Raw genomic sequence first — 15,999 nt, 5'->3', positions numbered from 1 at the left:
AATCGCATTTGTTGGCGGAAAGTTTGGATTTTATTTAAGTTTGGATTTCGGAACAAATCCCAAATTTAGGATTTGATAAGACATACATTTGCTACAAGATGCATTGAGGGCGGGATGAAACCCAAAACACTGCAGAGGATATTAGGCCATTCCAACATCGGAATTACAATGAATCTATACGTACATATTACGGAAGATGAAAAACAAAGAGAAATAGACCTTGTGGCTGACGCGTTAAAAGTGGTATAAAACTTAATGCGAAACAAAAACAGATGGTGCCCGACGTGGTGCCCGGTTAAAATCGCAAAACGCGCAAAGCCCGTAAAATAAAGGAAAATCAAAGGAGAAATATATATTATGAAGCTAGGAATCGTAGGTTTGCCTAACGTCGGCAAGTCAACTCTTTTCAATGCTATAACAAAGGCTGGGGCTGAGTCAGCCAATTATCCGTTCTGTACCATAGAGCCAAACGTGGGTGTGGTTGCTGTACCTGATGAGCGTCTCGACAAGCTCGCTGCTCTTTACAGCTCACAGAAGATAACACCAGCTGTTATTCAGTTCGTTGATATCGCCGGTCTCGTTAAGGGCGCTTCAAAGGGAGAGGGTCTCGGAAACCAGTTCCTTTCAAATATCAGAGAGACAGATGCTATCGTTCATGTTGTTCGTTGTTTCGATGACAGCAATATCGTTCACGTAGACGGTTCTGTTGATCCTATCAGAGATATCGAGACTATAAATCTGGAGCTCATCTTCTCTGATCTTGATCTGCTTGACAGACGTATGGCTAAGACAAAGAAGCTTGCAAATAACGATAAGGATGCGAAGGCAGAGTATGCTCTTCTCGAAGAACTTCATGCTCATCTTGAATCAGACAAGCTTGCTATTTCATTTGACGCTGGAGATGATGATAAGAACGCTTTTGTGGATTCTCTCGATCTTCTCACAAGAAAGCCTGTTATATATGCAGCCAATGTTGATGAGGATTCTGTTGCGGATGATGGCGATTCCAATGAATACGTTCAGAAGGTTCGTGAATATGCGAAGACCAACAACTCAGGAGTTTTCGTTATCAGTGCTCAGATAGAGGAAGAGATCGCTGAGCTTGAGGATGATGAAAAGGCAGAGTATCTCGAGAGTCTCGGCATGACAGAGTCAGGTCTCGATAAGATCGTTCGTGCTTCCTACAGCCTTCTTGGTCTTATGTCATTCCTTACAGCCGGTGAGAAGGAGACAAGAGCATGGACAATCAAGGTGGGAACAAAGGCACCTCAGGCAGCCGGAAAGATCCACTCTGATTTTGAGAGAGGCTTCATCAAGGCGGAGGTCATTAATTACCAGGATCTGCTGGATTGCGGTTCCACTTCTGCAGCTCGTGAGAAGGGTCTCATGCGCATGGAGGGTAAAGAGTACGTTATGCAGGATGGAGACGTTGTAGAGTTCAGATTCAACGTCTGATGTTCTGATTTGACCGGAATCATTTCGCTCGATAGTGCGGATGATACCAAAATGTTATGGTCAGATAAGTCAAAAATAAACATTATCAGGCTGCTCCTGTGGGGGCAGCCTTTTTAATGGTATAAAAACTTAAATATCACACTATTTATATAGAATCTAATATGGTGGTGGTGCGTATTCCCAAAAAGTGGTTTGAAAGTGGGAATACGTACCACCATATTTTAATGTCAGTATTCTGCCTTTGTAAAAATCACTATTCTTACATTCTGATCCTTCATAATGGGATTGTCTCCCACCGCCAAATCATTAAAGACCTGAGTTTAACCGCATAAATTAAGGCTAAATATTATTAAAAGCTCCGGAAATCATTAAAAATAAAATATAAAAATGTATAAAAATAATGTAAAAATCACCAGGATTTTTTTACCCGAACAAAGGTCATTATTACGGTATCTTATCTTGACACTCTATATAAAAAAGGGCATTATAATTATAGAAGTGGTAGAAAGTGGTAGAAAGTGGTAGAAAAGGGTATGTCGTTTACAGGGGAATATCACCACAACCTAGATGCCAAGGGCAGATTGATAATCCCGGCCAAGTTCAGGGACCAGCTCGGAATGGAGTTTACGGTTACCAGAAGTCTGGACGGTTGCCTCGCAATGTACGCATCCAGGGAGTGGGAAGCACTTGAAGACAAACTCAACGCTCTGCCTATGACAAACGAGAAGGCAAGATCTTTAAAGAGATTTTTGCTTGGTTCTGCCAACACCTGCGAACTTGATAAGCAGGGAAGAATCCTTATTCCACAGGTTTTGAGAGAAAAAGCCGGTCTGGATAAGGACATCACTTTACTTGGTGTGGGTGATCACATAGAGATCTGGAATGCAGATCTTTATAACGAAAAGTACAATTTTGACGATGAAGAAGCTCTCGAAGCTGATTGGGAAGGCCTTGGTATCTGATGTTTAAGCATTATTCCGTTCTTTTAAATGAAACAGTAGATGGACTCAATATAAAACCGGACGGAACCTATGTAGACGGAACTCTGGGCGGCGGCGGTCATGCATCACTTGTGTGCAGCAGACTTTCTGATAACGGCAGATTTATCGGTATCGATCAGGACAAGGACGCTATAGCGGCAGCCACAGAGAGACTTAGTGAGTATCAGAAAAAGATCACCATAGTCCGCAGCAATTATGAGCAGATAGATAAAGTGCTTGGTGATCTAGGTATAGAAAAGGTTGATGGTATATATCTTGATCTAGGCGTATCCAGCTATCAGCTTGATACGGCAGAAAGAGGCTTCAGCTACAGAGCAGATGCTCCGCTTGATATGAGAATGGATGACAGAAATCCTGTTACGGCAGCTGATATCGTCAATGACTACACTGAGGCACAGCTTTTTCATATGATAAAGAACTATGGAGAAGACAGATTCGCTCAGAATATAGCCAAGCATATATGCCAGTATCGTGAGAATAAGCGTATCGAGACCACCTTTGAGCTGTCTGATATCATCTCCGGTGCGATACCTGCAAGGATTCGTGCAACATCCGGGCATCCTGCAAAGAGAACCTTCCAGGCTATACGTATCGAATTGAACAGAGAACTGGATGTTCTGGAAGAGTCTATAGACAAGATGATCGATTCGCTTTCAGACGGAGGAAGACTTTGTATCATCACCTTCCATTCATTGGAAGACAGGATAGTAAAGAATAAATTCCGTACAGCTGAAAAGCCATGTATCTGCCCGCCGGAATTTCCTTTCTGCACCTGCGGAAGGAAGTCAAAGGGCAAGGTCATCACGAGGAAGCCTATTCTTCCAAGTGATCAGGAGCTTTCTGAGAATTCCAGATCAAAGAGTGCAAAGCTCCGCATTTTTGAAAGACGTTTGGAGTCGTAAATCAAATACCCTGAGGGCAAGGTCGAGGAGACTTGATGGAGGGGTAAGATAGTTGGCTCTGAAATATAAAAGACAACAAAGGAAACATCACGTTTACAGCGCAAGTTGACACACAAAGTTTTGCTCCGACGGGGACATGCAGGTTCAGCACATTGGATTGGTCCTTCATTTTGCTTTTCATGACCTGTATAGGATAGGGGCAAGTCTTGAGTTAGAAATGGCCGAGGGACAACCCGAGGCCATATTACAATGATGGTGCCGGACAACCCGGGATTTCGTACATGTATGACGAGTCTTCGGGTTTTTGGCGACCTGACAGGCAGGATAATAGAAAGCTTTTTTGGAAAGTGTGATAAGTCGCTTTAGGTCGGGATGTTACCGTTTTACATACAGGGGGGAAAGTGATGGCAAGAAGACGAGCGGGTGCCGCTGCGGCATCAAGAATGGCCGGAACTTACGTAGATGGAAACGCGGTCCGTAAGACACAGACCCAGAGAAATACAGATAGATATGAGCAGCTCAGAAAAAGAAGAGAGCTGGAAAGAGACAGGATACTTGAGGAGCGCGAGAAGCAGTACAGAGCTCAGCAGGAAAGACTCAGAAACAAGTCTCAGACCATGGATGCCACAGCGCTGGTTATCATGTGTGCGGCATTGGCATGTACACTTGTATTTTGCTTTTCTTATATCCGTTTACAGACACAGATCAATACAAGGATATCTTCCATAGAGAGTATGAAGCAGCAGCTTGATAAACTCAGGTCCAGCAATGATGCGCTTCAGAACAGCATAGATACTTCACTGGATCTTGACAACATCTATCGTGTTGCGACACAGGAGCTGGGAATGGTTTATGCCGACGAGAGTCAGACCATAACCTTTGACAAGACTGAAAGTGAGTATGTAAGACAATATGAGGACATCCCAAAGTACTGATGAAAATAAAAAAAGAAAGAGGGGAAAGATTCTTTCCCCTTATATGCAGACAAAGCTAGCCATCACATTTGGTGTGATAATGCTAGCTTTAATTGCCCTTATCGTGGTGATTTATCAGCTTGTCCGAAATAACAGTGAGGAATACAACAAGATCGTCCTGTCTCAGAGACAGGCATCATATTCCAGCCGTACCATCCCGTTTCGCCGTGGAGATATCATGGACAGGAACGGTACCGTTCTCGCCACCAGCCAGAAGGTATACAATCTGATCATAGATCCCAGAGTTATCCATTCCGGAGACGGCGAAAGATATGTTGAGCCGACTATAAAGGCTCTTTCCGAATATTTCGGATATGATGAAGGCGAGATACGTACACTGCTTACAGAAAAGGCAGATAAGTCATACGTAAAGTATGCAAAGGAGCTTAACTATGATCAGAAGGTTGGCTTCGAGACCTACATAAAAGACAAGAATGCGGCTTTCCTGAAAAGCGGAGTAAAAAGCCGTATCCGTGGAATATGGTTTGAGGATGAGTATAAGAGAACCTATCCTTATGGCTCTCTTGCCTGCAACATCATCGGCTTTGCCAATGCTGACGGCAGCAATGGTACCGGCGGAGTTGAACAGTATTACAACGACACTCTGGTAGGAGTAAACGGCAGAGAGTACGGATATATGGATAGTGATACCAAGCTTCAGTCTGTACTTAAACAGCCGACTGACGGAGAGAATATAGTAACTTCCATCAATACCAACATTCAGGTGGCTCTTGAAAAGTATCTGAATGAGTGGCAGACAGAAGATATAGGTTCAAAGGTTGCAGCAGCCGTGGTCATGGATCCAAACACCGGCGAGGTTCTCGCTATGGGATCGACAAACCAGTATGACCTGAACAATCCGAGAGCTCTGGATGAAAGCGTCTATACCGAGGCATACCTTATGGAGCTCGGACGAAAAGAGGCAGTGGGCGTATATAAGAGAGAACATCCCGAGGACCCGGCCATATCTCCGGATGAAGCGGGTAAGTTCTTTTCACAGTCGGATATTCTTTCATATGGAAAACAGGTTGCGTGGAACCAGATGTGGAGAAACGTTATGGTATCCGATACCTACGAGCCCGGTTCTACAGCAAAGTCCATAACATTGGCAGGAGCGCTTGAAGAAAAAGCCATAACCCCTGATACAGAGTTCAACTGTGAAGGCTTCATCGAGTTAAGCGACGGTGTCCACACCTGGAAGATCCGCTGCCATAATCATGATGGTGACGGAATCATAAATGCCGAGGCAGGTCTCATGAGGTCATGCAATGTCTATCTCATGGACACAGCCTTTGCTCTTGGAGCGGATAAGTTCGTAAAATATCAGCACCTTTTCGGTTTTGGTGAAAAAACAGGTATCGATCTTCCGGCAGAAGCGGATACATCAAAGCTTGTATACGCGCCGGATAAGCTCGGTAAGACAACATTGGCAACCAACTCCTTCGGGCAGAACTACAATGTCACCATGATACAGATGGCAGCAGCCTACTGCAGTATCATTAACGGAGGCAACTACTATAAACCTCATGTGGTAAAGCAGATAGTTAATTCAAATGGAACAGTGGTGGAAAATATAAAGCCTGAGGTGACGAGAGTCACATGCTCCAAGAGTACCAGTGAGTTCCTGAAGGAGGCATTGTACCAGACTGTAGAAGCAGGAACAGGTACAAAGGCAAAGATTCAGGGATATCGTGTGGGAGGTAAGACGGGAACTGCTGAGAAGATTCCCCGTTCTGCAAAGAACTATCTTGTGTCTTTTGTAGGATTTGCACCTGTGGAGGATCCACAGCTTCTTGTGTATGTAATAGTAGATACACCGAATCTTGAGGGTGAGGCACAGGCCACAGCATCCTTCGCCATAAACATTGAAAAGAAAATCATGAATGATGCTCTTCAGTTCATGAATATCGCGCCATCAAGTGAAACCGATCCTGCGGACAATCTCAATGCGAGATTTGCGAATAATCAGGAAGGTATCTCTAGTGATGCTATGGGAGAGCAGGCGACAAGTGCTTCAGGAGATGAGACTGCGGGTGAAGAAACAGAGACCCTGGATTCAGGTGAGGCTGAGACTGTCAATGAAACATTGCCGCCGGTAACTGATGAATATGTGGAGCCTGCGGAAGAGGGAGACGGCTTCGGACTTCCTGATGCGGTTCCTGATGAAGAGGAAGATACATAAAATATATAAAGCTGGAGTTTTAACATGTATATAGATTTGGTAATTTCGATTTTGCTTGGTTTCGCGATCGTAGCAGCAATCATGCCCTTTGCGATTCCGGAACTTCATAAGCTGAAATTCGGGCAGGAGGTCCGTGACGACGGACCTGAGTCTCATCTCAAAAAGCAGGGGACACCTACCATGGGAGGGATCGTTTTTATAATTGCGATCCTTGCTGTAAGCCTGATATTTTTGGGACGTTATCCCAAGATCCTGCCGGTATTGCTTCTTACGGTATCCTTCGGTGTAGTCGGTTTTGTGGATGATTATCTCAAGGTGGTTAAACATCAGTCTGAGGGCTTCAATCCGAAACAGAAGTTTGCGTGTCAGTTTGTGTTCACGCTGATATTTGCTTTATATCTCTATATGTCACCTGATTATCCGAATTTAATGAGGATACCGTTTACGGATATCGAGCTTAATCTCGGATGGCTCTATGTACCGGCACTTTTGTTCATAGTATTGGGTACAGACAACGGGGCAAACTTTACTGACGGAATAGATGGGCTTGCAAGCTCTGTTACTGCTGTGATAGCGCTCTTTATTGCGTTTGTAAGTATGAAGACCGGAGAAGGAGCGCTTACTCCTATGGCAGGAGCCGTTTTCGGAAGCCTACTTGGTTTTTTGGTTTACAATTGTCATCCTGCAAAGATTTTCATGGGAGATACAGGTTCTCTTGCACTTGGTGGTTTTGTTGCTGCGGCTGCATTTGAAATGGGCATGCAGCTTTATATTCCGCTTTTCGCACTTATATATCTGATCGAAGTACTGTCAGTCATCATTCAGGTGACTTATTTTAAAGCAACACATGGAAAAAGAGTTTTCAGAATGGCTCCGATTCATCATCATTTTGAGCTAGGCGGCTGGTCTGAAACCAAGGTTGTGACAGTATTTACAATTATTACTATCCTGCTTTGTCTTGTTTCGGCATTGGGGATGTGACAGGTGAAGCAGTAGGGGATTTGATGAGGTGAAGTGCATGCAAAGTCGGAAGGTACTCGTACTTGGTACGGGAAAGAGCGGTATCTGCGCTGCGAGGCAGATACTGAGTCTTGGAGGTCAGGTTATACTGTATGACTCCAATAAGGAACTTGATAAAGTAAAGGTCCTTAAAAATTTCAACAAAAAAGACAAAATATCAGTTGTTGTGGGAGATCTGAATCTGTCGGATCTTATACAGGTGGATCTGGCAGTTATAAGCCCGGGCATATCGCTGGACAAGCCTTTTGTAAAGCTGATAAAGTCTGCAAATATTCCTATATGGGGTGAAATAGAACTCGCATATCATTTTGCTAAAGGAAGACTTGCCGCAGTAACAGGAACTAACGGTAAGACAACAACGGTATCTCTTATAGGGGAGATACTTAAAACAACTTATGATGATACACATGTATGCGGTAATATAGGTAATCCATACACCGCAGATGCTCTTGATACAAGGGAAGATTCAGCAACTATCCTTGAGGTCAGTTCGTTCCAGCTTGAGACTGTCATGGATTTCCATCCGCACGTGTCATGTATAACTAACATCACACCGGATCATCTTGATCGTCATAAGACAATGAAAAACTATGCGAAGGCAAAGGAGACCATAGCTCAGAATCAGACAGAAGAAGATTTTGTGGTTCTTAATTATGAAGATCCTGAATTAAGAAAGTTCGGAAAGAGAAAAACTCTGAAGCCGAAGGTTATCTGGTTCAGCTCTTCACAGCCGCTTAAGGAAGGTTTCTACTATACTGAGCCTGAAATACATTATGTTCATGATGGTGTAGATGAGGTACTTCTCAATGTACATGATACAAATCTTCTCGGAGCACACAACTATGAGAACATCATGTGTGCCATAGCGGTATGTATGAACATGGATGTACCTATGGAAAGCATCATTGCGGCAGTTAAAAGCTTTAAGCCTGTTGAGCATAGAATAGAGTTTGTACGTGAGAGAAACGGAGTAAGGTATTATAACGACTCAAAGGGAACAAACCCTGATGCTGCCATAAAGGCACTTCTGGCTATGCCGGGACCTACGATTCTTATCGGAGGCGGTTATGACAAGGAGATCCCGTTTGATGACTGGTGTAAGCTTTTCAAGGGAAGAGTTAAGTATCTGGTGCTCATAGGTCAGACAAGGAACCTCATTGCAGATTGTGCGAAGAAGTATGGCTTTACCAATGTTATGTTCGCGGAGGATATGGATGAGGCTGTCAAGGACTGCGCCGCATATGCAGATGCAGGTGATTATGTGCTTTTAAGTCCGGCATGCGCATCATGGGGAATGTTCCCGAATTTTGAAGAGCGAGGCAGAATCTTCAAAGAGTGCGTAATGGCATTATAAAAGAAAAACATTGACACTTTACTCATTGAATTATATAAAGTAGAAATATTACTTTTGGATTAAGGGAGAGGAAATACTTGGCGAAAAAGAAGAAAATTAAACATTTCTTTGATTACAGCCTATTGTTTACTGTAATTTTTATAGCCGGCTTCGGACTTATAGTTATGTACTCTGCATCCGGCTACTCTGCACAGACTACCATGCAGGATGCTATGTATTTCCTGAAAAGGCAGGCGTTATTCGCGGCGTTGGGTATCGTGGTAATGCTGGTTGTTTCGAGGTTTGACTATCACCTGTGTGCAAGATTCGGATTCATATTCTACGCGATATCCTTTTTGATGCAGGTTGCGGTTGCTGTTATAGGACTGGCATCCCACGGTTCTGCCAGATGGCTGAAGATCGGAGGAGTTACCTTTCAGCCCTCGGAGCTAATGAAGGTTGCGGTGATTATACAGCTTTCCATCATTATCACCCATAACGGGTATAAGATGAATGAATGGAAAAAGATGCTTACTACAGCTGCGTGGGGTATATTTCCGGCGGTGCTCATTGCAAAGACCAACCTGTCAACTGCTATGATCATAGTGGGAATAACATTTTTTATGTTATGGATTTCCTGTAAGAGAGTTGCACCATTTGCAGTAGCCGCAGGTATCACGATGCTGGTATATGTTTTTGCTTATCCTTTTGCAAAAATGCTACAGCGCTTAAATATTCTTCAGGAATATCAGCTCATCAGAATCTTTGCCTGGAAAGATCCTTCCAGTTATGCGGATGAGACCTTCCAGACTTTACAGGGTCTGTACGCCATAGGTTCGGGTGGTATATTTGGAAAAGGTCTCGGAGAATCGGTCCAGAAATTTCTGATGCCTGAGGCTCAGAATGATATGATCTTTACCATCATATGTGAGGAGCTGGGACTTTTCGGCGCAGTTTCCATCATTCTGATATATGCCTTTATCATTTACAGACTTTATGACAATACAAGAAATGCAAGAGATCTCTTTGGATCTATGCTGACGATCGGAATAATGTGTCATATTGCTTTGCAGATTATCTTCAATATCGCAGTTGCAACAAACACTATTCCTAACACAGGCGTAACACTTCCTTTTGTAAGTTACGGAGGAACATCACTGTTTATTCTGATGGCTGAGATGGGAATTGCGTTGTCAGTGTCACGTCAGATCAGACTTGAGACATAAAACCTGAGTACTGAAGTCTGATTCCTGATTCTGTGAAAACACAGGCAGGAGTGATCTAATCACATTTATATAAATATATTGTTTTGAAAAGCGATGTTGAAAAAACATCGCTTTTTTGTAAAATAGGCAATATGGAAAGAAATATAAAAAAGATGAACAGAGCCAGGGATTATTTTGATCCGGATGATATGGATGAATATGATGGAGGGTTCGAAAGAAAAAAGAAAGAGAAGCATCTGATGCTTTGGGGCATGGTGTTTTTGATACTTCTGGCGGCGATAGTTCTTGCAACCGCAAGGATCAAAAGCTTCAGTGTCATAGGGAATACCAGGTACAGCAGTGAGGAGATTGTAGACCTTATATTTTCGGATAGTTGGGACACAAACTCCTTTTATTGTTTTTTCAAGGATAAAACCAGAGAGCATAAACAGATACCCTTTATCCAGAGATACGATATCGATTGGGAGAGTCCGTTTGCGGTGACCGTTACTGTTTACGAAAAAAATATAGTAGGGTATGTTGATTATATGTCCAGCCATATGTATTTCGACAAGGATGGAATCGTGGTGGAGTCCACAGGTGAAAAGCTTGAGGGCATTCCTATGATAACGGGACTTAGCTTCGGGTCCATAGTTCTTTACAGGGAACTGCCCGTACAGAACATGCAGGTGTTCAGGGATATACTGAATTTAACAGGTGCTTTAAGTGATAATAATATAAAATGTAATGAGATAGCTTATGATAATCTGCTGAATGCGACACTTTATATCGATGATATCGAGGTCTATCTTGGGGGAAATGAGAACATGGAGATGAAGATCTTTACACTCAGAGACATTCTTCCCAAGATTCAGGGTATGAAAGGTGAACTTAATCTCTCGATATATAACGAAAGTTCTGACCATGAGAGCTATATTTTTAAGACAAAAAAACAATAAAGTTCAGAATTGTTATAAAAACGTAAGAATTAAGTGAAAAAAACTTAGTAATGTACCTCTTATGAGCGTGCTAAAATCTGTAAAGCTATTGAAATTAATAATAAATACATGTATAGTAGACGGGCGTGTGACCACATTCGGTTTTTTACCTTTAACAAGCGTAAGAGGTCATACGGATTGAATTCAAGCTACTATTATGATTATAAGAACATATAGTGTTGAAGGAGGAAGATTATGCTTGAGATTAAACTTCCTGAGTCAGAAGCAGCTGCAAGAATTATAGTTGTTGGTGTTGGTGGCGCAGGTAATAACGCTGTGAATCGCATGGTAACTGACGGTATCGTTGGCGTTGAGTTCATAGGCGTTAATACAGATAAGCAGGCGTTACAGTATAGCCAGGCTCCAACTACGATGCAGATCGGTGAGAAGCTTACAAAAGGACTTGGCTGTGGCGGCAGACCAGAGGTTGGTGCCAAGGCGGCTGAAGAGAGTTCAGAAGATATAACTGCAGCTTTGCAGGGCGCAGATATGGTATTTGTAACATGCGGTATGGGGGGAGGAACCGGTACAGGTGCAGCTCCTATCATCGCAAAGATCGCAAAGGATATGGGTATCCTTACAGTTGGCGTAGTGACAAAGCCATTCCGCTTTGAAGCCCGTCAGCGTATGACTAACGCTATCAAGGGTATAGAGCAGCTTAAGGAATCAGTTGATACACTTATCGTTATTCCTAACGACAGACTTCTCGAGATCGTTGATCGCAGAACAACTATGCCGGATGCTCTCAGAAAGGCAGACGAAGTACTTCAGCAGGCAGTTCAGGGAATTACAGATCTTATCAATGTTCCTGGTCTTATCAATCTTGACTTTGCCGATGTTTCTTCTGTTATGAAGGACAAGGGTGTTGCTCACGTTGGTATCGGTACAGCAAAGGGTGATGAGAAGGCAACAGAGGCTGTTAAGATGGCTATCTCGTCTCCTCTTCTTGAGACAACTATTCAGGGAGCTACAGATGTTATCATCAACATCTCAGGTGATATCTCTCTCGTTGAGGCTAACGAGGCAGCTTCTTATGTTGAGGAGCTTGCAGGTGATAATGCTAACATCATCTTCGGTGCTATGTACGATGAGAACGCACAGGATGAGTGTAAGATTACAGTTATCGCTACAGGTATTCAGGACAGTGCGGCAACTTCTTCATCATTTGATGGTGTTGAGAAGAAGCAGCAGACAGCTCAGCCACGTGTGGCTCAGCCGGCGGCTTCTACAGTCAGACCTATGCCAAGCTTCCTTAACCCACAGGGTGCAAATTTAGGTTATCAGAGCCAGAATACAGCTGCTCCCGCAACTCATACTGCGCCTGTGGCACCTTCTATTCAGCCTGCACCATCAGTTCAGCAGCCTGTACAGCCTGCAGCACCAAGCGTTGCTCCTACACCTGTACAGCAGCCATATCGTCCACAGCAGGGCGGTAATGGTGGAATCGTGATACCTGATTGGCTGCTTAAAAACAATAGAGGGTGATGGTATTTTTACTATCGATTCCGTTATGGATGTAAATCGAGACTATGTCTTATGACATAGTCTCTTTTATGATTTTGATATAAGTGTCATGGCTGGTGCTCCCGGATAGGACGAAAGGATTCATTTACGGACCCGGAGTGCGGATTGATACAACAGTTTTATGGAGAAAATATGGCAAATTTAAAAGAAGAAATTGAGAAGAGACGAACATTCGCGATTATTTCTCACCCGGATGCAGGTAAGACTACATTGACAGAGAAGTTCCTTCTTTATGGAGGAGCTATCAATCTTGCCGGTACTGTAAAGGGCCGTAAAGCTACAAAGCATGCGGTATCTGACTGGATGGAGATCGAGAAGCAGAGAGGTATTTCGGTTACATCCTCAGTACTTCAGTTCAATTACGGAGATAAGTGCATAAATATCCTTGATACTCCGGGACATCAGGACTTCTCAGAGGATACATACCGAACACTTATGGCTGCTGACAGTGCGGTCATGGTCATAGACGGCGCTAAGGGTGTAGAGCCGCAGACCATTAAGCTTTTCAAGGTCTGTGTCATGAGACACATTCCGATCTTCACATTTATCAACAAGTTTGACCGTGAGGCACGTGATCCGTATGAGCTTCTGGATGAGATCGAGAATGTTCTCGGGATCCGTACATGTCCTATCAACTGGCCTATCGGCTGCGGAAGAAACTTCAAGGGCGTATTTGACCGTGAGACAGAAACAGTTGAGCTTTTCACTGCCAATGCAGGCGGAACCAAGGCTGTTGAAGAAAAGGATGTTGCACTTAACGATCCTTCATTAAAGGATCTTGTAGGATTTGAGTATTATGACAAGCTTCAGGAGGATCTGGAGCTTCTTGACGGTGCATCAGATGAATTTGACGAGGAGAGAATAAACAGGGGTGATCTTACACCTGTATTCTTTGGATCTGCTCTTACTAACTTTGGCGTAAGGACCTTCCTTGAGCACTTCCTGAAGATGACACAGCCTCCTATGCCTAGAACAAGTGACAAGGGAGTAGTGGATACGGTTGAAGAGCCGTTCTCGGCATTTGTATTTAAGATTCAGGCAAACATGGATCCTAAGCACAGAGACAGAGTTGCCTTCATGCGTATCTGTTCCGGTGAGTTCGATGCAGGTATGGAAGTAAATCATGTGCAGACAGGGCGTAAGGTAAAGCTCAGCCAGCCTACACAGATGATGGCAGATGAGCGTAAGATAGTTGAAAAGGCATACGCCGGAGACATTATCGGAATATTCGATCCGGGTATTTTCTCCATAGGTGACACGCTTGAGCTGTCCTCCAAGAAGTTTGCCTATGAGGGTATCCCTACCTTTGCACCTGAGCATTTTGCAAGAGTTCGTCAGGTTGATACCATGAAGCGTAAGCAGTTCCTGAAGGGTGTTTCCCAGATCGCTCAGGAGGGTGCTATCCAGATATTCCAGGAGTACAATACCGGAATGGAGGAGATTATCGTAGGTGTTGTTGGTGCACTTCAGTTCGAGGTTCTGACCTTCAGACTTAAGAACGAGTACAATGTTGATGTAAAGCTCGAAACACTTCCGTATGAGTATCTCCGCTGGGTAGAGAATTACACCGAGATAGACATTGACAGGATACAGGGCACTTCCGATATGAAGATCGTAAAGGATCTGAAGGACCGTCCTCTTCTTCTTTTCGCTCACGAGTGGTCAGTGGGCATGGTGCTTGACAGAAACAAGGATCTGAAGCTTACTGAGTTCGGAAAGAATTAAAGATATAAACAGTGTTGGCATAAAATGTTTAAGCAGCTTCAAGGAGTAAGATTATGAATGAAAAAGTAAATAAATGGATAGATGAACATCTTGATGAATATATAGAGGATCTAAAGGATTTTGTTTCTATAAATTCAGTACAGGGATCCTATGAGCAGGGAAAACCTTTCGGAGACGGTCCTTTCGATGCTCTTAACTTTGCCATAGATCTTGCGGCAAAGTATGGTTTTTCTGTTAATAATTATAACGGCTATGTTGGTACTGCGGATCTGGATCCTGCACTTCCGAGAAGCCTGGATATGCTTGCTCATTGTGATGTTGTTCCTGCCGGAGAGGGCTGGACTGTAACTGAGCCTTTCAACCCTATAGTAAAGGATGGAAGGATCTACGGCCGCGGTACTTCTGATGATAAGGGACCGCTTCTTTGTGCCATGTATGCCATGAGAGCTCTCAAGGAATGCGGAGTTCCTCTTAAGAAGGGTGTTCGTCTCATCATGGGCTCAGACGAGGAGACAGGTTCAACAGATATCGAAAAATATTATGCTGTAGAGCCTGAGGCAGAGATGACTTTTTCTCCTGATGCGGAGTTTCCTCTTATAAATATAGAGAAGGGTCAGTTCAGAGGTGAGATTTCAAAGAGTTATGAGGAGTCAAAGGCACTTCCTCGTCTTGTTTCACTTGAGGCTGGTATCGCGCTCAATGCTGTTCCTCAGAAGGCAGTCGTTACTCTCGAGGGGCTGGATATGAACCTTGCCGAAGATGTGATGAACAGTGTTTCCGAAGAGTGCGGAGTAGAGTGTGTTCAGACAGGAATCAATGAGATCACTATCACAGGTGTTTCAGCTCATGCATCAACTCCTGAAAGTGGTAAGAATGCAGGTCTTGCGGCACTGATGCTGGTTTCCAGACTTCCTCTTGCACCATGTGAGCAGTTGGATGCTGTAAATGCTGTACTGAAACTTTTTCCATATGGAGAGACAGATGGCAAGAGTCTCGGCATAAAGATGGCTGATGAGGAGTCAAAGGATCTTACATGTACTCTTGACCTTTATCATATAACAACAACTGAGCTTGATGTTCAGTTCGACAGCCGTACTCCGGTCATGGCTAACAAGGAGAACTGCGAGGACGTTGTGACAAAGAGTGTTCAGGAGGCCGGCCTTGATTTTACAAGCAAGGGCATGGTTCCTCCTCACAGAGTTCCGGCTGATTCACCTTTTGTTAAGAAGCTTCTCGGGGCATATGAGGCTGTTACCGGTCTCAAGGGTGAGGCTATGGCTATCGGCGGCGGCACCTATGTTCATGAGTTAAAGAATGGTGTTGCTTTCGGTGCGGTTCTTCCGGGAATTGATACACGTATGCATGGTGCGGATGAATTCTTTGATCTTGATAATATCGTGATTGCTACAAAGGTATATGCTGAGGCTATTATCGAGCTTTGCAGCTGAAAACTGACTTAATAAGGTTACTTCAAAAGAATCAGAGACTTTACAGTTATAATCAGGGCAGAAGATGTTTTGAGAGACCGCTTTAGTTCGTAGCGAGTTTAACAGACTTTTGTTTCTTCAGGGGAATCCGTATGCGGGTTCCCCTGAATTTGTCAGATGAATTTTTGCTATAAAAGAATTTTTAAAATTATTGTTGACAAATGGAGGCAAATCCTGTATCTTAAGTGAGTCG

13 protein-coding genes are annotated in these 15,999 nt (G+C 43.7%); all 13 read left to right on the top strand.

The features are described 5' to 3' along the window. Nucleotides 1–72: 72 nt before the first annotated feature. The gene (locus tag BXO88_RS15605) at nt 73–249 is read left to right on the top strand and encodes a tyrosine-type recombinase/integrase (RefSeq protein ID WP_256363682.1); all 177 of its coding nucleotides are present in this window, start codon (nt 73–75) and stop codon (nt 247–249) included. Between the two features lie 108 nt (nt 250–357). After that, nucleotides 358–1,455: a redox-regulated ATPase YchF gene (gene ychF, locus BXO88_RS15600; RefSeq protein ID WP_078038648.1), complete on the top strand. Its 1,098-nt coding sequence runs from the start codon at nt 358–360 to the stop codon at nt 1,453–1,455. A gap of 533 nt (nt 1,456–1,988) precedes the next feature. Beyond that, nucleotides 1,989–2,417, top strand: a complete 429-nt coding sequence (gene mraZ, locus BXO88_RS15595) for a division/cell wall cluster transcriptional repressor MraZ (RefSeq protein WP_078038652.1) — start codon at nt 1,989–1,991, stop codon at nt 2,415–2,417. Beyond that, the gene (gene rsmH / locus BXO88_RS15590; protein ID WP_330395184.1) at nt 2,417–3,358 is read left to right on the top strand and encodes a 16S rRNA (cytosine(1402)-N(4))-methyltransferase RsmH; all 942 of its coding nucleotides are present in this window, start codon (nt 2,417–2,419) and stop codon (nt 3,356–3,358) included. Before mraZ ends, rsmH begins: the two co-directional genes overlap by 1 nt. Before the next feature lie 404 nt (nt 3,359–3,762). After that, entirely contained in the window at nt 3,763–4,293 is a 531-nt protein-coding gene (locus tag BXO88_RS15585; protein WP_078038647.1) for a hypothetical protein, read from the top strand. 79 nt (nt 4,294–4,372) lie between these two features. Beyond that, nucleotides 4,373–6,514, top strand: coding sequence for a peptidoglycan D,D-transpeptidase FtsI family protein (locus BXO88_RS15580; protein WP_242945245.1), 2,142 nt, complete (start codon nt 4,373–4,375; stop codon nt 6,512–6,514). A 24-nt stretch (nt 6,515–6,538) separates the two neighbouring features. Continuing rightward, the gene (mraY, locus tag BXO88_RS15575) at nt 6,539–7,495 is read left to right on the top strand and encodes a phospho-N-acetylmuramoyl-pentapeptide-transferase (RefSeq protein ID WP_078038645.1); all 957 of its coding nucleotides are present in this window, start codon (nt 6,539–6,541) and stop codon (nt 7,493–7,495) included. A gap of 37 nt (nt 7,496–7,532) precedes the next feature. After that, the gene (gene murD, locus BXO88_RS15570; RefSeq protein ID WP_078038644.1) at nt 7,533–8,888 is read left to right on the top strand and encodes a UDP-N-acetylmuramoyl-L-alanine--D-glutamate ligase; all 1,356 of its coding nucleotides are present in this window, start codon (nt 7,533–7,535) and stop codon (nt 8,886–8,888) included. A gap of 77 nt (nt 8,889–8,965) precedes the next feature. Continuing rightward, nucleotides 8,966–10,093 carry an FtsW/RodA/SpoVE family cell cycle protein gene (locus BXO88_RS15565; protein WP_078038643.1) on the top strand — a complete coding sequence of 376 codons (1,128 nt, stop codon included), beginning with the start codon at nt 8,966–8,968 and terminating at the stop codon, nt 10,091–10,093. Between the two features lie 131 nt (nt 10,094–10,224). Next, nucleotides 10,225–11,031: a cell division protein FtsQ/DivIB gene (locus tag BXO88_RS15560; RefSeq protein WP_242945244.1), complete on the top strand. Its 807-nt coding sequence runs from the start codon at nt 10,225–10,227 to the stop codon at nt 11,029–11,031. Nucleotides 11,032–11,265: 234 nt separating this feature from the next. Further along, nucleotides 11,266–12,555 (top strand): cell division protein FtsZ, encoded by a 1,290-nt coding sequence (gene ftsZ, locus BXO88_RS15555; RefSeq protein WP_078038642.1) that lies wholly within the window; start codon nt 11,266–11,268, stop codon nt 12,553–12,555. 171 nt (nt 12,556–12,726) lie between these two features. Further along, nucleotides 12,727–14,319: a peptide chain release factor 3 gene (locus tag BXO88_RS15550; protein WP_078038641.1), complete on the top strand. Its 1,593-nt coding sequence runs from the start codon at nt 12,727–12,729 to the stop codon at nt 14,317–14,319. A 50-nt stretch (nt 14,320–14,369) separates the two neighbouring features. Next, on the top strand, nt 14,370–15,767 hold the full coding sequence (locus BXO88_RS15545) for a Sapep family Mn(2+)-dependent dipeptidase (protein WP_206100004.1): 1,398 nt from the start codon (nt 14,370–14,372) through the stop codon (nt 15,765–15,767). The last annotated feature ends 232 nt before the right edge of the window (nt 15,768–15,999 follow it).

It is taken from the genome of Oribacterium sp. C9, assembly GCF_002007235.1.
In the GTDB taxonomy this organism is placed as follows: Bacteria; Bacillota; Clostridia; order Lachnospirales; family Lachnospiraceae; genus Oribacterium.
This window is presented reverse-complemented; position numbering and strand designations above follow the sequence as displayed.